We start from the raw sequence: 23086 nt of genomic DNA on the forward strand, positions 1-23086 counted from the left end.
GTTGATCGATTCCGACGAGCCGCCGCTGCGATGGGTCGCGGGCGCCGATGCCGTGCAGACCGGTGTCGACAAAGCCAACCTGCTCCTGCAGCAGGTCGCCGCACACGAGGAACTGTCCTCCTCACTCGCTCACGACGACTGACCCCCTCGACCGGCTACCGGACGTTCTACGACTGTCCGGTAGCCGATCCCCTACCGGAACGACCACGAGCGACCGAGACGGCGTTTGGTAGCCCACCCCCTTCCGGGCAAGCAAGGCGTATAGCGCTTGGATCGTGGTGCATTCATGACGTGCGCTCTGACGACAACTCACCGGGGAACGGACGGGAACGCAGCAGCACCCCACGCAACGCGAGCGATGCCCTGACGCTACGTCGCGGACGCTCGTGCCGTTCATCCCCGACCCGCATACGCGTTACGGCTGGTAGGTTCGCGAACTGTCCCGCTGTACAGTCCGACCATGACCAGGTCAGAGGCGCATCGAGGTGAGGACCGCTTCGAGCGCCTTTCCGAAGGCCTGAGCAGTGTTCTGAACCCCGACCTCGAGGTCCTCGACGCCATGGACCGCGTGATCGCGGGGTGCGTGGAGCTCACCTCAGCAACGGAAGCGGGGATCGTCCTGGCCGATGGGTCCGGGACCTTGCACGTCATCGCTTCGACGAGCGAACGCACGAGCGATGCGGAAGAGGCGCAGCTCGGCACGAACGAGGGCTCGTGCTTGGACTGCTTCCGGACCGGGAGGACGATCGACGTGCCCGACGTCACCACCCACGAGACCGTGTGGCCGACGTTCGCTGAGACGATGCGCGAGAGGGGGCTTCGCGGGACCTTCGCTGAGCCGATCCGGCTGCGCGATGGGACCATCGGTTCGATGTGTCTGTTCGCCGACCACGCCGACGGGCACGACGACCGCGACGTGGTTCTGATCCAGCTGTTCGCCGACGCGGCATCCGCCGCGCTCGTGCGGCAACGCGATGCCGGCCGGTTGCGCACCTTCGAGGAGCAGATCGACGACGCAATCCAGGCTCGAGTACTCGTCGAGCAAGCGAAGGGGGCCTTGGCCTACCGACGCGGCATCCGGATCGACGAAGCCTTCCAAGTCCTACGTCGAGCAGCGCACATAGCCGGCGGCGGCATGCGCGCGAGAGCTGAGGACGTCGTCCACCACGGCGCCGACCTCAGGGAAACAGCCTGAGGGGCGCCTACTGCCGGCCAGTGTCTCCCGGGGCCGTCGAGGTCGGTCTGGACGGGTCCAACGACCTGATGTATTCGTCGAAGAAGTCATCGAGCCAGTATGGCTCCTGGGCGATCCGGTCCTGCGGATCGCGCGGCTCGGCAGCGATCATGCCGGGAATCTACGATGCGCTACGACCCGGTTCAACCCGTCCCACGTCGCGCGGATAACGGGCCAGGGGCGAAGCGGACGTGACCCCGGAGCGACCGCGGAATCGGGTATCTCCTTCGTCAGGATCGGGCGCTTCAACGCCAGGCTGGTTGCGCGGAGCGGAGCACGGCGCTGCACCTGCACCTGCACCTGCACTGCACTGCACCTGCATACAGCTGGGATCGGTTTCATGTCAGTGGAAGGAGCGTCTGATGAAGCACATCCACTACGACAGCAGCATGATCCTCACCAGCGACGACGTCGCCGATGCTGTCATCGAGTACGCAGCAGCCCTCGCCGGCGGTGACCGTGCCGACACCGTCGACGTGCCCGCGGTCGCAGAAGACGGAATGATGACGACCACGAAGATCCTGATCGGCCCGTCCAGCGAGATCGTCATCGAGGACGCCGACGAGGACGAACTCGAAGTCGAAGACCGAGAGTTCGTCGCACGGCTACGTGCTGCCGCCAAAACCTTCGGCCACAACGAACCGATCCACGCCGACACCCGCTCAGACCTCACCGACGCGGACTAACCCAGCCGCTCACCCCGCACCAGCGCGTTGGGAGCCGGAACCCGAATGGGGATGACGGTGCCGCTTGACCGCCTTAAGGAGGACACGTAGGCTCAGTGTCAGCGAGCCACACCCGATCGCGCTTCCGCGCGCAGGCCCGCATGAGCATCGAAGCTCCGACCCTGGAGCGCCCCTATGCTCGGGCCGGAGCGCGATCGCCCAGCCCCGGAAGTTCGGACCCAGCCGGGCTCGCCTGTCCTTGGCATGGTTCGCGTAGTGATCGCAGGGGCGCCTCGACCGCCTCCGAAGAGTCGTTGTTCCGATGGGTTGCGACGCGGGCGACAAGCCCCTGAGTACCGCCCTCTCGGAAGGCTGCTGCCCGCCTCGAGGCGAGGCGGGCAGCCGTGCTGTCTCAAAGGATCAGCATTGAGACGGCCACGCTCGACGGCAACCGGCCGCCGTAGAAACATCGCGGCGCACCGCGGGACGAGATTCGGAAATACGTCAGGTGGTGAAGACGCGCCGGTACGGGTGGTCGATGCCGACTGCGCAGTCACATGCGACGGCGATGGTTGCACCGTCGCGTGAGCTGGTGAATGTCTCGGCGTGCGGGACGCCGCGCACCGGAGCGTTGCTCATCTGCTCGGCCCGTTCAGGCATGACGAATCTCCCAGGAACTCGGCCGCGGGCGGCGGCAGTAGCGCGGCTTGTCGGGCCGCTCAGTGCCGATACTAGGAGCGCCGAATTCGCTCATGTAGTCCCTGAATCTGGGGTGGAAAGCAACTCGACGCCGCGGGCTTCCCCGGGCCCTATCTGAATGCTCTTGCAGGGAAGGCGCGTGAGGGTCATGCTGCTCTCGGCCGCAGTGATGCGCTGGACCCGTTACCAGGGGCGTTTCCACGCTGGGAGCGTCGGCCGTGTGGGTGCCGCCGCCGTGACCCGAACCGACAGCGGCACCCGCACTTTTCCGCCCATGTCAACCCCTCCTGTCATGTGCTAACAAACGGCTATGGTGGTGAGGCTTCGTCGGATCAGGGCGCAGCACTCAGGTGGGCCGTTCACATTCGGGTTGCGTTCGACCCACCTGCTCGTTGTTTGCTGCTCGTTCGAGCCGGACGCAATGAGCGAGGGCCGGCCCCGATGTTCCGGGGCCGGCCCTCGCCGTGTCTGTCACCGCTCAGCAGGTCAGGCGTTCTCATCCTGGCTGTGGAGCTGCTTCCGGCGGCGGATGACCAGCGACAGCATCAGGCGCTGCAACGCCAGCGACTTCGGGATCGTCGTCGCTGGGGACGTAAGCCGTCGTGAACCGCACACGTCAGTCTGAGGATCCGATGGTCGAGGGCGTCCGCAAGTACGAGATGGGAGGTGCCCGCTCTCGTTGGGGTGAGAGCGGGCAGCCGCGTGCGTCCGAGGATCAGGGACTCAGGACGCTTTCGCTTGGGCGGTAACCAGCCGCCCCACCGCTTTGTGAACCATCGTCGACAGGTGTTGCATTCCGTGCCGGAGGTTCTCCCGCCATCGGCGGCACCGAGTGTGAGTGCGATGTGAGCGTGCGGTGGGCTGATCCGGTCTGCGCAGGCACTCACTCTGCTGACTGCCCGTCCAGCCCGACCCTGGGTACGGTGCGGGAACCCGTGGCGGATCAGGCTGCGGGACGGGCGTTGCCGGTCCGTGTTCGGGTCACGTGATCGGCAACGCTCGCCTCGCGTAAGAGTCTTGCGTGCTGGTCAGGCCTGCTGCGCGGCGATCCAGGAGTACCAGGCACTGAGTTGTGCTTGCGCGTTGCAGAGGGTGCTGTGTGAACCGTGGACCTGGTTGTCGGTCGTGTGGAGCTCGTACTGGTCGTGGTGCTGGATGCTGCCGACGGTGACGCCGTCGGCGTGCGCTGTCCAGTCGGTGCCGGGCCCTTCATGCCACACGATGCGTTGCGGTCGGACCATGCGTGCGGCTTCCTGTAGGCGTCTTCGCAGAAGACCCGCGAGCTGACAACGTCTCTCAAAGTACGCGCCCACGATGTGCAAACAAGCTGTCCTGTCGACCTGGCTGAGCCCACCGCTCCCGGCAATGCTGGAGGCGCCTCGTCGGCTCCAGCCACGAGAGCCGTATTCCGAACCCGTTATCCATTTTCGGAACCCATGTGCGCGGTGACTGAGTTCTGGTGATGATCGAGTTGTGCCTGAACTGATGCGCCGCACCCAACGGATGACCCGCACCGGGGACCCAATCGTTGCCGCAAACGCAATCGCTCGCACGCACTCCACACAGAGTGTGGACGTTGACCCGGACGGTGCGGCGTTCCTGTTCGAGGAGCGGGTGCGCGGCACCCGGCTGCTGTCACTGGAGACCACGTCATGCACGGGGGCGGTCAGCGGCACGATCGAGCCGGACAGCGTGATGGTGCTGGCCTGGTTGAAGTCCGGGCGAGGCACCATCGACGGGAAGCAGGTTCCGATCGGCCGCCCCGTGCTGTACCGGAACGCACCACAACCCGTCCGGTTCGAGTCGTTCCAGAAGGACGTCATCCGCATCGACCGCGCCACGGTGGAACAAGTCGCCGCGCAACGTGGCGAGTGGAACCCGGGACCGCTCGAGTTCCATCCCCACCACGTACCGGAGGGCCCGACACTGGCCGCCTGGTGGCTGATGGTCCGCACCGTCGCCGCGGACGTACTCGCCGGGCCGGACGAAGTCTCCGAGGAGCGCGAACGACAACTGGCCCGGTTCGCCGCCGGCGGCCTCCTCACAGCAATTCCGCACTGGCCCGTCGGTCAGCACGCCCCGCCCGCCACCGCGGGCACACGATTCGCACGAGCGGAGGCATTCCTCCTCGAGCACGCCAGAGAACCAATCACCGTCGCGGACATTGCCGAGGCGGCCGGGCTGAGCGTCCGTGGCGTGCAGGCCGCGTTCAACCGTCACCACGGCATCACACCGCTGGCCTACCTGCGACACATCCGACTGCTCCTCGCGCGGGAGCAGCTCGAGTCCGACAACGACCTCAGCGTCGCGGAGGTCGCCCGGTGGGCTGGGTTTGCCCACCTCGGACGATTCGCCGGAGCGTATCGGGACGAGTTCGGCGAGCTGCCCAGGCAAACTCGGCAGGCCTCCCGCAGCTGGTAAGGACCGTCCCACCGAGCGGGACTGCAACGGCCGGACTTGGCTTCGCATGCGGGTGACGCCGACAAACGCGTCCGGCTAAGCCGTCTTACGGAGCCGACCACGGCACAGCCAAGAGTGTCCGATAGACCATCGGCTATCGGGACGCTGCTTACGTCAGGACAATTGATTTGGCAGCGGTGCTGGACATCGGCTCTGTGGCGGGGTGCTTCGCAGCGCAGGTCGGGACAGATTGGTCGGCGGCCCACGGGGTCTCGATCCGCGTCACGTAGCCTCTCGATGACGCGAGAGGGGAGTCGACGATGGCGAAGGGCAACGTGCCGGCGGCCGCAGGTGGTCACCCGCAGATCGGTTCGACCCACAAGAACGGCGACCGGATGTTCGGCATCGCAGGCCTCTACTCGAGGGTGCTCGCCGGTCGCGGGACGCCGAAGCTGTCGAGCCTGTACCACTCGACGGTCACCGAGCACGTTCGCAGCGTCCGCGTAGGGGATCAGCTGCGCGTCGAATGGGACGGAGCGTTCTGGTGGGCTTCGTCGGAGGTCGGGCGCGTCGGGCGACTGTCCTGGTCGAAAGGCGATCGCGCTAGAGGGGCAGCGGAACCCGGAGGCCGAAGCCCATTCGACTTCGACGACGGCACGCTGCACGTGCAGAACGTCACTGTCAGCCCGGCCGGTGAGGTCGTCGACTGTGGTGGGTTCGTAGTGCCGGACGACCACGATCCGTCGGACTGGCCAATGACGCCGATGCCAGACCCCGCGGAGCGCGAGCTCACGATCACGATCGGGGTGCCGGCGCGGACCGAAGAACCAGCACCAACACCTGAGCCCCGCCCGTCCTCATGGCTGCGGCGACTCCTCCGCGGTGGGCGGTAGACGCACTCGGATCGAAAGTTTGTTCTAATGGACCGATGGGACAGAACCGCAGGTACGGCACGGACGTCTCGCGGAGCGCGATCAACGAGTTCCTGACGAGGCCTTCACCGGTCTCGCTGTCCGATGACGAGATCGGTCCGGCTCCGGTCGTCGAGGTAGCCGACGGTGACACCGTTGACGTCTGGCTGCGCTTCGTTGAGGTACGAGTGCAGGAGCGCGCTGTGGTCGTCGGCTACACGGACCGCGCCGTGCGAGTGGAGGTCTCCAGGCGGGATGGCTCGAAGTACCGGGTGTGGGTCTGGAGGGGCGCGGTGACCCGCGCGGGGAGAGAGCGCTGAACAGAGCTCGCGGGGCCAGGGCTACGTGAGCACTCCTGGCCCCGCTCGAGATCAGTGCGCTGCGTCGTACGCGTCGCGGACGCTCTGAGCGATGCGACCGCGGGTCGACACCTCGTAGCCGTTCGCGTTGGCCCACTCGCGGATCTTCGCGAGCTCGTCCGCGTTACCGCGGGGCTTCGAGGCAGCTCCGGAAGAGGCGGGGCGGGAAGTGCGCGCGCTGGCCTTGCGGGCTGCTGCGATGTAGTTCGAGAACGCTTCACGGAACTTGTCCGCGTTGTCGTTCGAGAGGTCGATCTCGTAGTTGTTGCCGTCGAAGCCGAACTGCACCGTGGTGCCGGCGCCGTCCTTCAGCTCTTCGTTGGTGAGGTCGTCGACGAGGGTGGTGATGACTTTCTGCGCCATGGTGATTCTCCTATTGCGGGGCTATTGCGCTCTCACTATGTCAGATGACTGATCCTTATGGGAAATGAATAGTCGACATGACTGTTGCGAGGCGGTCGATCGAATGCACCGGCCGAAGCTCGGAGTCCGCGCAGCACAGACCCTCCGGTGGTGTCCGATGCGGTGTGACTGAACCGCTACGGCGAGAAGCCACGCCGATCGTCGGGCACGGATGCTCAGGCTCGCCAGCCAGTCGACGCACTCGAGGGTGTGCCCGGACCACGTGTACCACTTTTACGTTCGGAAACCGGTACAGGCGCGCAAGGCAGCTTTTCCCAGGTCAACCCCACTTTTCAGGGCTCGTGCAGGGGTGGCTCGTGTACCACTTTTGAGGCCCGGTTTTCGAGAACTGGTACGCCCTGTGAGCCCTACATCCCTGATTTTTCAAGGAAGTAGGAGGGTAGAGAGGCAGGTTGTACCGGTTGTACCGCTTTCTGCGGACCTTTACGCACGCACGCATGCGCGCACACGCACATACAGGGGTTCGTCGAAAAAAGCGGTACAACCGGTACAGGGCACGCTTTCCCCCGATCAGGACCGGTTTCAGGTCCTTCTGTTCCTGGTACACGAAGTGGAACACCGCGTGGCCACGATCAGCCGAACAGCGACCATTAGCCTTCTGAACTGGGGTTTTCGTGGCGTCGCAGAGCGCGCGCCTGTACCGAGAAATCCGGTACAAACCGGTACGACGAAAAATCCCCCGAGGAGCAGACGCTCCTCAGGGGATGATTCGTGTGGTCGACGCCGGCAGGGCGTGCTCGCACAGGCTGGGCGCGCCACCCGATGGTGACGTGGCCCGCTGCTCTGCCCGCCATTGGTGGGTGAGCTCTTCGGGGTGGACTTGCCACCCCCGGTCTGTCAGCAGCGGATCGAGCCGCCGCTGCCGTTGGACGTCCAGCAGCCACCGCCGCCGCTCCCGACGCCACCGCCACCGCCACCGGCGGGCGGGGCGGGCTGCGGAGCCGCGGGTCGCGGAGCAGCCGGCGCCGGCACCGGTGCAGCAGGAGCCGCCGGGGCGCCCGAGCACGGGCAACGAGGCGACTCACCGAGACGCTCACCTTGCGCCCCGCTCCGCGATCGCTGGTCCGGGTGCTCGAACCGGTGTGGACGCCGTTCGGCATGCTGCACCCGGATGACGCCGGCGTCGTCATGGACCTCGACCTCGACGACGACAGCCACGTCGTCGTGCGCTGGCCGCGCGTTGGGAACGTCATGGACTTCCACCAGCTCGCCGCCGAGAGCTGAGTGGGGTCCATTTCGTTTCCATTCGAACACAGCACCCCCGCAGCTGAATGGCTGCGGGGGTGCTGTGTTCTGCGGTGAGCACATGAGGCGGATCACAGGGCGGGGAAGTCACCCACTTGCAGTGCTGTTCAACGTCCTGTTCGCTCTTGCCTTGCTCGGTCTGGCGGTATCGCTCAGGCTGGACGGCCGACACCAGCAAGTGCAGCGGCGCCTGGAGACAATCCGGAAGAACTGGTAGCGAACCGGCGGAGGATCCGCCAGGATCGCGCATGTCGCGAAACCCCCGCAGCCATCCGGCTGCGGGGGTTTTTCTTTCGGGCCAGTGCCCCTCGAAGGGGAACCTGACGATGTCGCAGCTTCCCGCTACGGTCGGCTCCTGTGGAGCAGCCCTTCGCCTTCGACCACCGCGCGGCCCTGACGTCCTTCCAGACCTCAGGCGACGAGCGGTTTGTCTGGGGTCTCGACCGCACCACCGACCGGATGTTCTTCCTCGAGGAGGACCAGGCTGCAGCCCAGCACGGGCACGTCCGAGAGAACGTCGTCTGCCCGGTCCCCGGCTGCGCCAGTCCCCTGACGACCGTGCACGCCACGACGAAGCGCGATCACCTGCGTCACCTCACTCTAGGCGGCGGCCACGGACTCGAGTCGGTCTTCCACGCTCAGGGCTGCGCCCTGGTCCACGCCTGGCTCTCGAAGGAGTACCCCCACTGCGCGGTCAACCGCGAGGACTACATCAACGCCGAGGGAGAGCGCCGGGCCGACGTACTTATCACGCACCCGTCCGGAGCCCGCGTCGCCTTCGAGGTCCAGTACTCACCCCTCACGCACGACGCATGGACCACGCGTCACGAGTCCTACCGGTCGCGCGATGTCGAGGACGTGTGGCTCTTCGGGCACACGGAGAAGCAGCTCAAGCTCGACGACCAGGGCCGTCTTCGGTCGAACCCCGCCCTCGCCGCAGTCGCGGCGACCGGCGCTCCGCTGCTGTTCATCAACCCGACCACCGAGCAGCTCGCGCTCTCCGTGTCCTACGTCTCGTCCTTCTCCGCAAAGCTGGGCCGGGAGATTCTCCCCCCGGACGTGCCTGTCCTCGGTGGCGCCGACGGATCAACGCTCGAGGTGCACTCGCTGAACGATTTCCGGCTCGGCCGTCCGACTCTGACCTCGGAGCGGATCGAGCATCTCATGGAGAATGCGCGCGAGCTCGCGGGCTACAACGCGGAGCAGCGTCGGCTGTATGCCGAGCAGCTCGAGCGCGACCGAGCACGCCAAGAGCGGGAGCAAGTCGCCAAACAGGCGGCGATGGAACGGACCAAGCAGCAGCGCGAGCAGCAGATCGTCGCGATCCGCGCTGCTCTTGAGACGCGCGCGCCCTGGGGTGAATCGCACCCAGCGGCGGTCCTCATCGGTCGGTTCCTCGCGAATCGGCGTCCGCGGGACCTCGGTCCGGAGGGTGCTCTCGAACAGTGGAAGTGCGTGGCGTACTTCGTGCACATCGCCGGCCGGCAGAACGTGCCGTTCGGGGTCAAGGACGTCGCGGACACGCTCTACCGAAGCCGAATCCGACTCGGCCAGGGCACGTACAAGACCATCGGTCGATGGCTCCACGAACTCGTCGACGACGGCTTCCTCTTCGAGGGCCGGGGCGGCGATGGTTTCCCGACGTACACGTCGCACTTCAGCGGTGTGTGGTGGTGACGGGTCAGCGCCACGCCGCCACCCCATCAACGACAGAACCCCCTTCGCCTCACGGCGTCGGGGGTTCTTCTTTTCCCCAGCGGGGCTGGTCTCAGACGAGTCGGCTCGTCATGACGTATGTGTCGTCGGCGTCGACGAACTCCTGGTAGCCGAACGCCCGGAACTCGATGTCCTGGTCGGCCAGGTAGCGGGCACGCGCTCGGCGGCGTCGTCGAGCCCTGCAGTCACGACGGTGAGGACCCGCGCGCCGTTCAGCGTGACCGGGACATGCTCGCCGAAGTGGCGCTGAAAGGACTCGTCGAACGTCTCGTCCTGGTGGTGCGCGTCGAAGATGTCGCGGAAGGCTGCGTCATCGAGCTCGTCGACCCACGCGCCCTGTCCGAGGACGTTGCCGATGGTCTCGACGGACGCGATCCCATTGCCGACCGAGATGACCTGCGTGGCGCCGCGCTCGTTGAGCGCGAGGACGTCGACGACGTCGCCGTCCTTCGTCAGCACGCTGGTGCCGACCACCATCAGCGGTTCACCGAGCAGTGTCGGCTCTGCCTTGAGGCACTCGGCCAGCGAGTCGTCTCGGGACCGCTGCTCGGCTGCGTCGAACGCCGACAGCGCGCCGGCGGCCTCGAGCTCGTCCCCGAATGACGGTCCCCACACCGCATCAATGCTCATGTCTTCCGTCCTCGCAAGCACCGGCGACAGTTCAAGCAGATCTGTCCCGATGCACCAGGACTGGGGGCAACAGATGTCTCCGCAGTCGCGTAATGCAGCACTGAGGCCGGACTCGGTCAGACCTCGCGGGTGCCGCCGGTCATGAACTGCGCCTGCTGCGCAGCCCGGACCCGCGCATGCGCGTCCTCGTCGATGCTCACGCGCGCCAACTCGATTCGGTTGTCGCGCAGCGCCGCGGTCAGCCACGCCTTCGGCCGCATCAGGTACTGCTCGACCTCGACGTCGATGACCGCGATTACGAGCCGTGTCGCCTCGAGCTTCCGGCCGGCCCAGAGGAGCTTGAAGGCGTCCGTCGCGAGCTTCTTCGGCTGCCCGCCTCGAAGCGCGCCGATGTGCGCGTACGCCTCGACGAGCACCTTCCGGTCCTCGGATACTCCATCGAGCTCAACACAGACGCCGTCCTCGATCACGACCCGGGTTGGCGCCAGCGGGACCCCGACGTGCTCCGCGATCGCGGCGATGATCAACGGCTCGGCGTCGCGCCGAGCGAGGGAGTCAGATGCGTGCGCTGTGCTCACAGCCGCAGCGTAGCGAGTGGGGCCGCCGGCAGTCGTCGGCCACCACCCGGCCCACGGAGGGTCGTTCGTGGCCGCGCAAGGGCCACCGCGCTCCCTCTCGCTGGCGCTCGATGCTCGTTTCAGTGGCGCTGCCCGTAGCCTAACCGGGCGGTGACCTAAATGTGACCGCAAGGCGGTCACAACAGGGTCATCCGACGCTGAGCGCGTCCGGGTGGCCCCTTATTTCCTCTAATGTGCCGTTGAGGGAGCTTCGGCGGTCGCCTCGTGGCCCAGAGAAGGACGCCCCTGGCGAGGACTCGCCCACGACTTGATCAGCCGTGACCAGGAACGGGGCACAGAAACCCGGTGCTGAACGCACCGGATGTGGCTCGATCATGAGGGGGCCCGGTTGCGCGAGCTAATCAGAGCCCGACCTGTTATTGCGTCCGTCTTTGACGCGCACTCCCGGCCCGATGGGGCGAAGGGGAACCGAAGGCGCCGCTGAAGCGGCGGCAGCGGGACCCGCCACGACGTCGTTCCTCCCCCGTGACGATGTGGCAACAGCGCTACGTGAGAGGTCTCCGCGATGCTCCGACCTGCGCTGCTCTGAAGGCACAGGCAGCCGCGTGCCCGCGTCTGCGTCGGGGTTGATCAGGGGCTGATCCGCAAGCTCCTCAGCCCCTGGCGTCGCTGCGCTCCATGGGTTGATCCCCGGCGTCAGGACGCCCAAAACCGTGGATCAACCCAAACCCCGACTTCCCGCGGCAAACGGATGCCACTTGATCACCACCTCCAGGCTTGATCCTTCGGAGCTGGTGTTGATCAAGATGAGGCTGATCCATCCGTTTCCCCCGATCACAGCAGCAATCGTGACCTCGATCCGTCGCTGGAGCTCCGGATCTTCGCGGCAGAGAGAAAGGGCATAAGGGGAGGTGACGCCGAGCTGCGTTTCCAGTCCGCTTCGCGACCTGGAAACTTGCTCGTCGGTCGGCTCAGCCGACACCTCTTCGGGAGCCCCTGAGACTCTCGCTGTGCTCGGTCTTTGGGTCCCCCTCACCACTCGTCGCTGCGCTCCTCGTGGCCCTTACTGCGTCGCTACGCTCCTTGCCCTCCAGCGCCCCATCGGGGGCGTTCTCGGGTGCCTTCCGTCGGTGCCGCTCCTCCGCTTCGCTCCCCACGGACACCGTCGGCTGACCACGCCCGCGCGAGGCGTGGACCACAGACACGGCAACGGCTGTGCCGGTCCTTCCTGCGCTGGGCCGCTAAGTAGCCCGAAATCATTTCAGGAACTATTTCCGCGCTGTCGGGACCTGCATCCGCAGTGGATGCTCGTGGGCTTGCGATGCCCTCCGGCGGAGTGATGTCTCGCGAGTGGGCCGACGATGGTTGAGGTGTGCGCAGCAGTAGACGCGTGAGGAGCGACATCATCCGATGCTCCACCCGCGTACGTTTGTCGCCAACTGGCTGGACGTGTATGGTCTGCTGCAGGTCTGAATGATTGAAAAGGGCCAGAGCCAGTGACGGCTCGACGAGTGGGTACGCCAAGCAACCGTTAACAGGTTCGGCTAGAAGGCCTCCTCGAAAGCATCGACTTTCGAGGAGTACCTATGTCTCAGTCCACTCTCGCCCCGCTCGCGCAGCCCAGCGACCTGCTCACCCCGGACGCCCTCGCCGCTCGGCTCCACGTGACGACTCGCAACTTGCGGCAGTGGCGCATCACCGGGGCAGGCCCGCGATTTGTTCGAGTCGGGCGGTTCCCGCTGTACCGTCAGGAAGCCGTTGATGCGTGGCTTCTCGAGCAGGAGTACGCCAGCACCGCCGACGAACTGCGCTGAGCCATGGGGACAGTCAAGTCTTACGAGACAAAGACCCGCGGCAAGCTCTATGAGGTTTGGTACACGAAGCCTGATGGGACGCGCGGTCATGACCGCGGCTTCCGCCGCAAGACCGACGCTCTCAACTACCTCAACACCGTCGAGGTGTCGAAGTTGCGGGGATCCTACGTCGATCCGACGGATGCGCGAGTGACCATCGGCGAGCTCGGAACAAGCTGGCTCGAGATGCACCGATTCAAGCTCACCCAGAGCAGCTTCCACTCCGTCGAAAGCTGTTGGCGCGTGCACGTCGAACCAAAGTGGGGCGGGTACGCCGTAGGCCGGGTCACCAAGAGAGACGTCCAAGCGTGGCTGAACGAACTCGGCGGTTCGCTCTCGCACACCTCGGTGGCGAGGGCCCGAGATCTGCTTGCCGGCATCTTCGATGAAGCCGTCGAAGAGAACCGCGTGGTAAAGAACCCTGCGCGTGGACTCACAGTCAGGAAGAAGCCGATCCCTGACGAGGTGTTCCTGACTCATCGGCAAGTCGAGGCGCTCGCCTTCGAGGCCAGGTACGGCGATCTTGTTCGGCTACTCGCCTACACCGGGCTCCGGTGGGGCGAAGTGACGGCCTTGCGGGTTCGCAGTGTCGACCTCGGCCGGCGTCGCCTCAACATCCGAGAGGGAGTGACTGAGGTAAACGGCCAGCACGTCCTGGGCAGTGTGAAGTCGCATGAGCGACGCTCAGTCGCGTTCCCCGACTTCCTCGACTCAGCTGTTGCCGCGGCCTGTCGGAGCAAGCATCCTGACGAACGCCTCTGGTCGTCACCGGCTGGGGGCTTCCTCCGCCCCGGGCACTCCAAGCAGGGGTGGTTCGCACAAGCGGTGCACAGGGCCATGGCGGCCGACGCAGGCTTCCGTCGAATCACGCCGCACGACCTCCGGCACACTGCCGCGTCACTCGCGATCAGTGCTGGCGCCAACGTCAAGGTGATCCAACGCATGCTGGGGCACAAGTCGGCGAAGGTGACTCTCGACACTTACGCGGCGCTGTTCCCGGACGACCTCGACAACGTCACCTCCGCGTTGAGCCGGCAACGAGCGGAACAGCTATAACGCTGGTCGTGGTCGTGGTCGTGGTGACGGCCGTGGCCACGGGTACGCCCTTCCTCCGTCCTGAAACTCGAGCGCCCTCGCGTGACACCGTCTCGCATAGGACACCCGGATTCATTCGATCGACGCAACACCTTGCCGGAATCAGTTTCAGACCAGCTATCTGAGACGCTCGGAGCGCCGGAGGCGCGCGGACGAAGGCCCGAGACGCTCCGTCTCACTGAAGGACCGGGCTTACGGGACGCCCCGCGGTGGACGCGCTCGCTAGCATCTGGTCATGGCACAAGTAGTCGTCTTCGGCCTTCGTCCTTCCCTGGATGCACACCGTGCTGAACTCTCGCACGCGATCCATGGCGCGATCATGAAGGCGCTCGACTACCCGCCAGAGAAGCGGTTCCAGCGGTTCATCGGTCTCGACCCCTCCGATTTCGTCTACCCGGAGGACCGGGGTTCCAACTACACGATCATCGAGATCTCGATGTTTGAGCGCAGGAGCGACGGAGCGAAGCGAACGCTCATCAGCGAGCTCTTTACTCGAATCGAATCCGCGGCAGGCATCTCGTCGCACAGTATTGAGATCACGATTACCGAGACGCCGAAGGTGAACTGGGGCATCCGGGGCCGGAACGCCGCCGACCTCGCGCTCGACTACACCGTCGAGGTCTGAGGGCGACGGACGCCGACCTGCTCGCCCGCGGGAGCGCGCGCTGGAGGGCAATCGGCTTTGAGTTCCGGCGCGCAGGTCGGTGAACGTTGCACCTGCACTGCGTTGTGCAGTTCTAATCTGTCGACATGATGCGATCCGGCGACAAAGCGGTGCTGAGTTGGCTACGCCGAGCGACGCTTCCTGCGGTGGTCGTTCTCGCTGGCGCAGTCTTCGCGGTCGGGATGTTCAGCCTCGGGAAGATCCGTTACAGCTACGTGAGTTGGGGATCGGTGGCTGTCGCCTCACAGGTCGCGATCCCATTGGGAGTTGCGGTTGCCGCGGCCGTCGCGCGGGTCGGAATAGCCGTGAGGAACCGCGCGGAGGATGAGCTTGTGGCGCATCCGGTGCGCCGTGCATCGGCCGTCGTGGGAGCGCTGGCGTTTGTCACTGCCGTCATCGGCGGTCTGCTGCTGACTGTAGGTGGTTGGCAACTTGTGTTGCCGGCGGCAGCCGTCTGCGGTTGCCTGGCCGCGGGAAGCGCAGGGGTTGTTCTGCGACGACCGAGAGCAGTCACTCGCGACGAGTGAGATCGCCACGGGGCAGCGCACGCCCGGTAGCCGATCCGCTACCGCGACGATGCATCTGTCCGATCTGTCGGCGGTGAGGAGCACAGCCGCTGAGACCGGCCCGACGCCAGCAATGTCCAGCACCGTAGGCGCGAGAGCGGAAACGTATTCCTCGAGTGCGTTGTGGTTTGCGTTGAGCTTGCCGGTCAGGGCAATGACGTCGCGGGCGAGGCGGACCGCTTCGGCCCGCGCAATCGTCCTGTCGACGTCGTCGCTGGGGCGGTGCCGCCACGCTGCAATCGAGGTGATCTGCGAGTCCGTCAACGGGCGACGAGCGTCGATGCCGAGGTCGATGGTGCGTAGCAGCGCGGTGAGCGCGCTCCTGCTCGCGGTGCGTTGACCGTCCATCGATCTCCGGGCAGCCAGCAACACGCGCAGCGCCGACCGGATCTTGCCGGTCCTCGGCCAGGAGAGCAGCGCCGTGTCGGTGCGCAGCACGGCACGAGCCGCGGCCTCAGCATCGATTGGGTCGGACTTCCCGCGGGCTCCGCGGTCCGCTCGTCGTGGTGGTCGCGCTTCGACCACGGGAATGTCGGCCTGCTGCATCGCTTCGGTCAAGGAAGCCCCGTAGGAGCTGGTTCCCTCGACGGCTGCGAGCAGGCCGGCGGGCGTTCGACGGTCGATCCATGCTAGGCGCGAGCGAGACCAGCCGGATTCGTCGGGAACGTCGCGGTGTCGATGACGCCGCCGGTGCGGGTGTCGAGGATGACGTAGGTGTGTGTTTTGGCGTGCGTGTCGCACGCCGATGACGTGCGTGTACTCGTCTGCGACGATGGGCATTGCGGGACTCCTTCCAAGACGGGAACCGTGTTGGTGCCCGGCCCGGGAGAGTCGTTGCGGGGCGGATCTCTAACGAGTCACAACCAGGTGACTGGTTGGACGACCTTCTATCAAGCCATCGCAGCGGACGGGCCGGCACCAGCCCCGCCACCCGCAGCGGACGAGTCGAGACAATGCCACGTCATGACGACGGGCAGATAGCCGAAGAGTCACACCACAAGCCGGGACCGGTGCCAGCCTGTCAGCCGACCCCAGGCCGACCAAGAACCATTAGAGATAGCCGCTCGGTGAGCAAGACAGGTCGGGACGTCAGGCGGATGCCCGTCCCCGCCGACGCAGCGCGCGAAGAACGATGAGCAACAGCAGGAAACCGAGCGCACTGCTGACCAAGAAGCTCAGGCCGACCCACACCGTAACGAACGTCCGATGTCCGAACAGGGCGTCGAGCAGGAGACCTAGACCGACCGCGAATCCGGCGATTAGCGCAGCGCAGACCGGTTCGATCCACGGCGGCGACAGTAACGATGCTCGGTCGACCGGGAGACCCTTATCTAAACGTGCTCGTGCGGCTTTCTCTCGATCTCGGATGGCGACACCGATCGTCGGGCCCCACACGGCGATCGCGGCCAGGCTGCCCTCGGGGTTCAGCAGGATCAAGATTCCTATCGTCGCCACCGCGCCGGCTACGTACCACCATGGAAAGACACGGCGCAGCGGTACTGCCCAGCGTCCGTCCGGCCCCGAGGCGTCATTTCTCACAAATAGGTGTCTACACGCAGCGTGCACCTGCTGACGAGGGCCGAGGTGAACACTGGCCACGGTCCGGTAGGAACGTTGACCGGACGGGGCGAGTTCTAGTCTGGGCGGATGGGGGTATTGCGAGCAGTCTGCTTCGACCTGGACGCAACCCTGTTCGATCACAGGGGGTCAGCACGAGCAGGTGCCACCCGCTTCCTCGAGAGCCTGGAGGTAGCCGCGACGGAGTCTGCTCTGAACTCGTGGTTCGCCGCCGAAGACGCGCAGTTCGAGCGGTGGGGGTCCGGGCAGATCAGCTTCCAAGAGCAACGACGCGAGCGTCTCCGCACCGTGTTGCCACCGCTCGGCTGCCACCCTCCGACGGATGAGGTCGGCTTGGACTCGTTGTTCGACAGCTACCTGAGCTCGTAGCGTGCGTCCTGGTGGGCGTTCCCCGAGAGCGTGTCGCTGCTGCAAGAGCTCCGTGTGGGCGGAGATATCGCCTGGGCTTGCTCACCAACGGCGCCGAAGAGCAACAGCTCGACAAGCTCGCGTACACCGGCCTCGACGGCACCTTCGACGCGGTCTGCGTCTCCGAACGCATCGGCTTCCAGAAGCCGGACAAACGGGCATTCCTGACCTTGGCGCTCGAGCTGGGAGTCGACGCCTCCGACTGTCTCTTCGTCGGCGACAGCGCAACGCACGACATCGCTGGCGCGCGCTCCGCTCGCATGCACGGCCTGCTGGTCAATCACTACGCGGAAGAAGCGGTGGGTATCAAGGCTGCCGTGCTGGCGCGCATCATGGCCAACGGCGCCGCCCGGTAGGGGGTCGACGACCGGACAGCGCTTAGGCCGACGGAGCGGCGTCCGGGCCGAGCGCGATCATTGTCCCGATGAATGGAGCCGGTTCCTCGTCATTAGTAAAGGTCACGGGAGTGAGTCCGGACACCGGGATCAGCTCACTCGCTCCTTCGTCTGTACTGAACCACACCGCGGGAACGGGTTCGCGACCCTCATCAGTGGCCAGGACCGCGGCGGCTGCAAGCCGCGGCCAGTCAGCCTCCTGCTCCGCGGAGACACCCATCGCCATTATCTGAATCATCAACACGCGCACACGTTCATCCTGCGCCGGAGCCCGCTCCGGCGCGTCCCGTAAGCCGGTCCTGCGGAGTACAAGCCAGATCGCACCGGCGCAGCTCGTGGCGCCTGTCTCATATGGGTGGTCTGCGAGCAGTCTCTATGATCGGGGGGCGCTATGCGGACGCCCGTCGGCGTCGGACGCATGCGATCGCGGCTCCTTCTGGGCGGCATCGTCGAGGTGCATCCGTGGTGCATTTTGGTGCACCGCCACCTGTCTCAAGGTGGCTCAGCCTGGCCTGATCAGTCGGGGCAAGCCCCGTACTTACAGCGTTACGCCCTTCGGTCACTCTCAAGCGAACGCACGGCAATGGGTTCAAATCCCACCGGTACCGCCAACGCAAAGAGCCCCAGATACCCGTCACTACGGGCATCTGGGGCTCTTTCGGTCTACCCCGTGGGCTGTGGCGGTAACCGGGCGGTAACGGAGCTTCTCGTGGAAGGTGTGAGCAACCGCAACCTCAGGGCGTCCCCGGAGCTCTACTGTTCCCCGTGCCGAGCCGTCTATCTGGTTCGTCGCCCTCGTGCCAAGTCTGCCCCCGTCCATGAATGAGTGAGCGTCAACTATGCTCGCATGGGCAAGGTCGGCCACTGCGTCGACAGTGGGGGCGTTCTTGAGCTACCGCCTGTGGCAGCGACCGCGTGTGCTGGATGCGAGGGTGACGAAGAACCCTCCGGCACTGGAACGTTTGTCTAGCCGCTAGCGAGTCGTCGCGGCAATGCTCAATCGTACCGCGAGGAATTGTGGTTCGTCATAGGCACGAGGAACGCATTTCGATGTCTTAATTCTGGGAGGGGAAGCGGTTTGATAACAAAGCGGCGCGGTAAGGGGTTCTGGAAGACGGGGGCGTCAAGCAAGGAGGCTATCTCTGACCGCTTGGTCGAACTACTTCCCGCAGATGGCACTCCTCGAACCAACCGAGAACTCCGAGAGACCCTCGGCGTGTCTGACTCCGAGTACTGGGCGGCTCGTAATGCTTTGCTCGAGCAGGGCGTTGTCACAAAGCTCCCCGGGAGGGGTGGGCGTACGGCACTCGTTCCGCGCGAGCAAGATTCTCGGCCGATCGAAGGGAGGCAGTGGCTCCGTGGTACGGCATTCGTGCTGCTCATCTTGGCGGCGGTGGTCCTGGCCATTGCCGCCTGGTACCTTGTGTTTCAGCGCGCTAACACCAACTGGCTGTGGAACGGCTTGGGATTGGTGTTCGGTGCAGCTACGGTCGCGGCGGCGGGCGTGGCGTTGCTCATTTTTGTAGTACAAGAAGAAACCGCTCGTTTGGAAGGCAGCAACCAGGCGACGCTGTTGCGTAAGCTGAGTTCGCTCACTCAGCGGTCGGTCGACTACTCATCGACGGTGGCAGCGGGCTTCGACGAGCTCAAGACTACGATGAACGAGGCAGTACGGGCCGATCTGGCGTCTCCGGAGTTACCTACAGCGGAAGACGCTTCAGGCCAGCCGGGTGTGCCCGAAGGGGACGATCAGGCCGAGGGTATAAAACTCTCATTGCTTGAAACTGAGGATGGTCGATATTACCGTCCAGGCGACGTTCCATTGTTTGTCATTTCGGACCTCGTGCGTTGGTGGCAGCAAGGCGGGCAAGTAGGGCGGTGGACGGTCTCAAGGCTGTCGGGTGGGTTCCGAGCCTGGAACAAGTCTCGAACTACGCAAGGTGTTCCTTGGGTCCTGACGTTCCAAGATGAAAAGGGTGTATCGAGAAGCTTCCGTTTATCGTATAGCGGCGCAAAGAAGGGGAAGCCTCGCGTTAGCGAGCTCTCTGAAAAGGGTGGTTGGGATTCTCCTCCCGAGGGTATTTGATCGGAGCAATTGAAGGCGTGTTGTCCCTGAGTCTCAAGCTACGGATTTTCCTACCCGAGCCTGCGCCGAAAAGTTTCGTTAAGTGCCATTACCGTCGGTGTGAGTCGCACCCCTTGAAGTGACCTGATGCTGCGTCTGTCTGCGGATGCGGGCAGCCGCTGAGGCAGTCGATCTCTGCGAGAATCGCACCATGACAGATCCTCGGCAGTCGGGCCGGCGCATCGGGTGGCATCTCCACCCGTGGCGCCTGGACACCTACCGGTACTGGACGGGTCAGCGATGGCTCCAGGACGGCGAGGCTGCGCCGGAAGTCCGACCGGTCGTGAAGCGGAAGCAGCTGCTGCCGTGGGGGAGCGCAATCTTGCTGCCCGTGCTGACGCTCGCCGTGCTCGGCGGCATCATCGGCGCGGTGAAAATCGGCACGGCCATCGGACCGACCGCGAACTGCACGATGGCGATGGAACAAGCCGAGCGGCAAGCTTCGGACGCGGACTACAACGCGGACTTCTACGTCGAGCGGAGCCTCGACATGTGCCGGGACGCCGATGACTGGAACAAGGCGTTCGCGAAGCACCCCAGCCTCCTCGGTATGACGCGCGCCACCGGCGATCAGGACCTCGAGATCGCCTGCGGTGTGTTCCCGGACACGGCGGTCTGCGAGTCCCGGCGATGACGACGACCCAGGGATGCCGGCCATGGCTTCACCAGTAGCAGCGGACGGGCATCCGCAGCTCGGCTCTGTGCACAAGAACGGCGATCGCCGCTTCGGCGTCGCGGGGCTCCTGTCGAGCGTCCTCGCCGGTCGAGGAACGCCGATGCTGTCGAGCCTGTACCACTCGACGGTCACCGAGCACATCGGATCAGTCCGCGTTGGCGACGAGCTCCACGTCGAGTGGCGAGGCACCCACTGGTGGGCGACGTCGGACGAAGGCGCCGTCGGCAGGCTCTCCTGGTCGAAGGGACTTCGCGAGCAGACGGCGTATGCACCGGACGGGCCCAGCCCCTACGACTTCGACGACGGGACGCTGTACGTGCAGTACATCACGGTGAACGCCGCCGGCGAGGTCGTCGACTGCGGCGGGTACGTCGTGCCTGACGACTACGAGCCGTCGGACTGGCCGATGACGCCGATGCCGGACCCGGCGGAGCGCGAGCTGAGCATCACGATCGGCGTGCCGGCGCCCATGATTGGGTCCGTGCCGCCTGCGGGGGAGTCACCGGCATCCCAGGCAAGTCGCGAGACCACGATGCGCTCCGACTGGCTCCGGCGGCTGCTCGGCCGCGACTGAGAGGGAGAGCAACCGATGACGACGTACACCCCGCGAGAGCTTGCATCCGAGCTCGGCTACACGAACGAGTCTCGTCCGGGGCGGGTCGTGCGCGAGTACCTGCGGGAGCGCTACCCGGAGCACCCGAAGCACGGTCGCTGGGAGCTCGACGAGGCGCAGGCCGACGACGTGCGATCGAACGTGCCCCGCGCGTTGTGACGCGTCTCAGGCTCCGCGGAGCCTGGTGATCTCGTCCGTTCGAGGGCTTCACGGTGAGACGCGGCGCCGGTACGTTCATGACGAGCTAGTTCGATGATCGGAGCCCGATGCCCCGCCCTCTCGCGGCCGACCGACCGCTCGTTGCGTTTCGTTGCGGCGGCTGCGGCGTCGAGTACCCGACGCACCTGCGGAATCGGAAGTACTGCACGAACGAGTGTCGGCTGCTGTACCTGACGGCGCGCACCGGCCGCTGCTACGGATGCGAAGCAGAGATGGCGTTGAGCTTCGACGAGCAGGTCGTCGCGCACCTCACAGGCGAGTGGGAAGCGGTCTCGACTGCGTTCGCGGCCCTGCACGAGGGCTGCCGACGGAAGATCATCGACGAGTCCGGGCGGCCGGCTGGCTGTGGGTGTTCGGCGTGCCGACGAGCTCGAGGTGACGCTGCCCCAAGGCTTCGCCCGGCTCCTCAGCCGCGAACGCGCGAGGTGTCACCGGAGTTCGCGAGAAACCGGCCGATTGTCCTTGAGCGCGACGGCTGGTTGTGCCAGATCTGCGAGATCCCGATCGACCGCGACGCGCTACCGTTCGACGATCGCGCGCCGGCTGTCGACCACATCGTTCGCGTGACCGATGGCGGAGGCGACGAACTCGCCAACCTCCGCGTGACGCACCGGTGGTGCAATCTGCGGCGCGAGCACTTCCTCTTCGGCGAGGACGACATCGTTGTGGAGGCCGCGCGAGCGCGCTTCGCGTGATTCGCCCGGCCGGAGCATGTCGATGAACTCGATGCCCCAATCAACCCGGATGCGTCGTCCTGCGCGACTGCGGGGGGACTGCTGCAGGTTCGGTTGACTCCTGACCTGTGAGGACGTGCTCCTCGCTGGAAGGATGTCGATCATGCCCAGGCGCTATCCGGAGGAGTTCCGACGCGACGTGGTCGCGGTCGCTCGTCGCGGGGAGATCCCGTTGACGCAGGTCGCGAAGGACTTTGGGATCTCCGAGGCAACCGTGACGAACTGGTTGCGCCGCGCGGACGTCGACGACGGCGTCAAGCCCGGCGTCACGACCGTGGAGAACGCGGAGCTTCGAGAACTGCGGAAACGGAACCGGCTGCTTGAGCAGGAGAACGAGATCCTGCGCCGAGCGGCCGCGTATCTCTCGCAAGCGCACCTCCCAAAATGATGTACCCGCTGGTCCTCGAACTCGCCGCCGACCGGATCCCGGTCGCGGTGACCTGCCGGGTGCTGGGCTTCACAAAGCAGGCGTTCTATGCCTGGCGGAAAGACCCCGTAAGTAGACGCGATTGGGTGAACGCCCACCTGACCAACGCCGCCGTCGACGCGCACCGGGACGACCCGACGTTCGGGTACCGGTTCATCGCCGACGACCTCGCCGCAGCCGGCCACCTCGTGTCGGAACGGGGCGTCTGGCGCCTGTGCTCACAGCAGCGACTCTGGTCTCTGCACGCGAAGAAGCGGGGTCTGAACCGGAAAGCGGGACCACCCGTCCACGATGATCGGGTGCAGCGTGCGTTCACAGCGCCGGACATCGACAAGCTGTGGCTGACCGACATCACCGAACGCAACACGAGCGAGGGCAAGCTGTACCTCTGCGCCGTGAAAGACGCTTGCTCCCGACGCATCGTGGGGTACTCCATCGGCTCTCGGATGCGTTCCTCGCTCGCCGTCGCGGCGCTGCAGATGGCGATCTCTCGACGGAATCCGATCGGAACAGTGGTTCGTTCCGATATGGGCAGTCAGTTTCGTTCCAAGCGATTCGTCCGCTCGCTCAGCGACGCAGGACTGCTCGGCTCGATGGGTCGGGTCGGCGCGTGCGCCGACAACGCGGCGATGGAGTCCTTCTTCGCGCTCCTGCAGAAGAACGTCCTGAACCGGCGCCGGTGGGCGAGCAGGGAGCAGCTGCGCGTCGCGATCGTGCACTGGATCGAGGGGACCTACCACCGGAAGCGTCGACAGCGGGGCCTCGGGAAGTTGACGCCCATCGAGTACGAAGCAATCATCAACCCACAGGTCGCACTCGCGGCCTAAACGGACGAGTCAACGAAAGCTGCAGCAGTCCCTTGCTCGGGCCCTT

Annotated in this window: 24 protein-coding genes; 17 read left to right on the forward strand and 7 right to left on the reverse strand. The window is 65.5% G+C overall.

Translation table 11 applies throughout. From position 1 onward, the window contains the following. The first annotated feature begins 460 nt into the window (after positions 1-460). The gene (locus tag DEJ27_RS00010) at positions 461-1195 is read left to right on the forward strand and encodes a GAF and ANTAR domain-containing protein (RefSeq protein ID WP_111090067.1); all 735 of its coding nucleotides are present in this window, start codon (positions 461-463) and stop codon (positions 1193-1195) included. Between the two features lie 7 nt (positions 1196-1202). On the opposite strand, the gene DEJ27_RS17585 is transcribed toward DEJ27_RS00010, so the two are convergent. Beyond that, on the reverse strand, positions 1203-1346 hold the full coding sequence (locus DEJ27_RS17585; protein WP_181430039.1) for a hypothetical protein: 144 nt from the start codon (positions 1344-1346) through the stop codon (positions 1203-1205). Between the two features lie 250 nt (positions 1347-1596). Between DEJ27_RS17585 and DEJ27_RS00015 the strand changes: the two genes are divergently transcribed. Beyond that, positions 1597-1920, forward strand: coding sequence for a hypothetical protein (locus DEJ27_RS00015; protein ID WP_111090068.1), 324 nt, complete (start codon positions 1597-1599; stop codon positions 1918-1920). Positions 1921-3626: 1706 nt separating this feature from the next. Here the strand turns inward: DEJ27_RS00015 and DEJ27_RS00020 are convergent. Then, the gene (locus DEJ27_RS00020; protein WP_111090069.1) at positions 3627-3839 is read right to left on the reverse strand and encodes a hypothetical protein; all 213 of its coding nucleotides are present in this window, start codon (positions 3837-3839) and stop codon (positions 3627-3629) included. Between the two features lie 232 nt (positions 3840-4071). Between DEJ27_RS00020 and DEJ27_RS00025 the strand changes: the two genes are divergently transcribed. From DEJ27_RS00025 to DEJ27_RS00030, 3 genes are all read left to right on the forward strand, one after another. Then, a complete protein-coding gene (locus DEJ27_RS00025) occupies positions 4072-5019 on the forward strand; it encodes an AraC family transcriptional regulator (RefSeq protein WP_146244613.1) in 948 nt (315 codons plus the stop codon). A gap of 299 nt (positions 5020-5318) precedes the next feature. Further along, positions 5319-5891 (forward strand): hypothetical protein, encoded by a 573-nt coding sequence (locus DEJ27_RS17390; protein ID WP_146244614.1) that lies wholly within the window; start codon positions 5319-5321, stop codon positions 5889-5891. 35 nt (positions 5892-5926) lie between these two features. Further along, entirely contained in the window at positions 5927-6229 is a 303-nt protein-coding gene (locus DEJ27_RS00030; RefSeq protein ID WP_111090071.1) for a hypothetical protein, read from the forward strand. Between the two features lie 51 nt (positions 6230-6280). On the opposite strand, the gene DEJ27_RS00035 is transcribed toward DEJ27_RS00030, so the two are convergent. Then, the gene (locus DEJ27_RS00035) at positions 6281-6631 is read right to left on the reverse strand and encodes an Lsr2 family protein (RefSeq protein ID WP_111090072.1); all 351 of its coding nucleotides are present in this window, start codon (positions 6629-6631) and stop codon (positions 6281-6283) included. Positions 6632-7729: 1098 nt separating this feature from the next. Here DEJ27_RS00035 and DEJ27_RS17590 point away from each other — a divergent pair. Together DEJ27_RS17590 and DEJ27_RS00045 are read left to right on the forward strand one after the other, a co-directional pair. After that, positions 7730-7915, forward strand: a complete 186-nt coding sequence (locus DEJ27_RS17590) for a hypothetical protein (RefSeq protein WP_181430041.1) — start codon at positions 7730-7732, stop codon at positions 7913-7915. Positions 7916-8293: 378 nt separating this feature from the next. Beyond that, the gene (locus DEJ27_RS00045; RefSeq protein WP_111090074.1) at positions 8294-9613 is read left to right on the forward strand and encodes a competence protein CoiA family protein; all 1320 of its coding nucleotides are present in this window, start codon (positions 8294-8296) and stop codon (positions 9611-9613) included. Positions 9614-9721: 108 nt separating this feature from the next. Here DEJ27_RS00045 and DEJ27_RS00050 read toward each other — a convergent pair whose 3' ends face one another. After that, positions 9722-10282 (reverse strand): hypothetical protein, encoded by a 561-nt coding sequence (locus tag DEJ27_RS00050; RefSeq protein WP_146244616.1) that lies wholly within the window; start codon positions 10280-10282, stop codon positions 9722-9724. A gap of 116 nt (positions 10283-10398) precedes the next feature. Then, positions 10399-10860, reverse strand: a complete 462-nt coding sequence (locus DEJ27_RS00055; RefSeq protein WP_146244617.1) for a hypothetical protein — start codon at positions 10858-10860, stop codon at positions 10399-10401. Positions 10861-12446: 1586 nt separating this feature from the next. Between DEJ27_RS00055 and DEJ27_RS00060 the strand changes: the two genes are divergently transcribed. The 3 genes from DEJ27_RS00060 (at position 12447) to DEJ27_RS00070 (ending at position 14433) form a co-directional block, all read left to right on the forward strand. Continuing rightward, the gene (locus tag DEJ27_RS00060) at positions 12447-12674 is read left to right on the forward strand and encodes an AlpA family transcriptional regulator (protein ID WP_111090077.1); all 228 of its coding nucleotides are present in this window, start codon (positions 12447-12449) and stop codon (positions 12672-12674) included. 3 nt (positions 12675-12677) lie between these two features. Beyond that, positions 12678-13769: a site-specific integrase gene (locus tag DEJ27_RS00065; RefSeq protein ID WP_111090078.1), complete on the forward strand. Its 1092-nt coding sequence runs from the start codon at positions 12678-12680 to the stop codon at positions 13767-13769. A gap of 274 nt (positions 13770-14043) precedes the next feature. Next, positions 14044-14433, forward strand: a complete 390-nt coding sequence (locus tag DEJ27_RS00070) for a tautomerase family protein (protein WP_111090079.1) — start codon at positions 14044-14046, stop codon at positions 14431-14433. Between the two features lie 281 nt (positions 14434-14714). On the opposite strand, the gene DEJ27_RS00075 is transcribed toward DEJ27_RS00070, so the two are convergent. Together DEJ27_RS00075 and DEJ27_RS17395 are read right to left on the reverse strand one after the other, a co-directional pair. Next, complete coding sequence (locus DEJ27_RS00075) at positions 14715-15818, reverse strand: transposase (protein WP_111090080.1); 1104 nt, start codon at positions 15816-15818, stop codon at positions 14715-14717. Positions 15819-16127: 309 nt separating this feature from the next. Beyond that, the gene (locus DEJ27_RS17395; protein WP_146244618.1) at positions 16128-16475 is read right to left on the reverse strand and encodes a hypothetical protein; all 348 of its coding nucleotides are present in this window, start codon (positions 16473-16475) and stop codon (positions 16128-16130) included. A gap of 521 nt (positions 16476-16996) precedes the next feature. Here DEJ27_RS17395 and DEJ27_RS00085 point away from each other — a divergent pair. From DEJ27_RS00085 to DEJ27_RS00115, 7 genes are all read left to right on the forward strand, one after another. Next, entirely contained in the window at positions 16997-17380 is a 384-nt protein-coding gene (locus DEJ27_RS00085) for an HAD family hydrolase (protein ID WP_258370262.1), read from the forward strand. A 1411-nt stretch (positions 17381-18791) separates the two neighbouring features. Then, positions 18792-19505: a hypothetical protein gene (locus DEJ27_RS17400; protein WP_146244619.1), complete on the forward strand. Its 714-nt coding sequence runs from the start codon at positions 18792-18794 to the stop codon at positions 19503-19505. A gap of 322 nt (positions 19506-19827) precedes the next feature. Continuing rightward, positions 19828-20178, forward strand: a complete 351-nt coding sequence (locus tag DEJ27_RS00095; protein ID WP_146244620.1) for a hypothetical protein — start codon at positions 19828-19830, stop codon at positions 20176-20178. Between the two features lie 22 nt (positions 20179-20200). Next, positions 20201-20794, forward strand: coding sequence for a hypothetical protein (locus DEJ27_RS00100; RefSeq protein WP_146244621.1), 594 nt, complete (start codon positions 20201-20203; stop codon positions 20792-20794). 15 nt (positions 20795-20809) lie between these two features. Continuing rightward, entirely contained in the window at positions 20810-20992 is a 183-nt protein-coding gene (locus tag DEJ27_RS00105; RefSeq protein ID WP_111090086.1) for a hypothetical protein, read from the forward strand. A 107-nt stretch (positions 20993-21099) separates the two neighbouring features. Continuing rightward, complete coding sequence (locus DEJ27_RS00110) at positions 21100-21747, forward strand: HNH endonuclease (protein ID WP_111090087.1); 648 nt, start codon at positions 21100-21102, stop codon at positions 21745-21747. Between the two features lie 142 nt (positions 21748-21889). Next, positions 21890-23040, forward strand: a protein-coding gene (locus tag DEJ27_RS00115) for an IS3 family transposase (protein ID WP_111090243.1) whose coding sequence is annotated in 2 segments (ribosomal slippage) — positions 21890-22157 and positions 22157-23040 — 1152 coding nt in all. Because the reading frame shifts where the segments join, the coding sequence is not laid out codon by codon here. Positions 23041-23086 lie beyond the last annotated feature (46 nt).

Source organism: Curtobacterium sp. MCPF17_018 (genome assembly GCF_003234135.1).
Lineage (GTDB): Bacteria > Actinomycetota > Actinomycetes > Actinomycetales > Microbacteriaceae > Curtobacterium > Curtobacterium flaccumfaciens.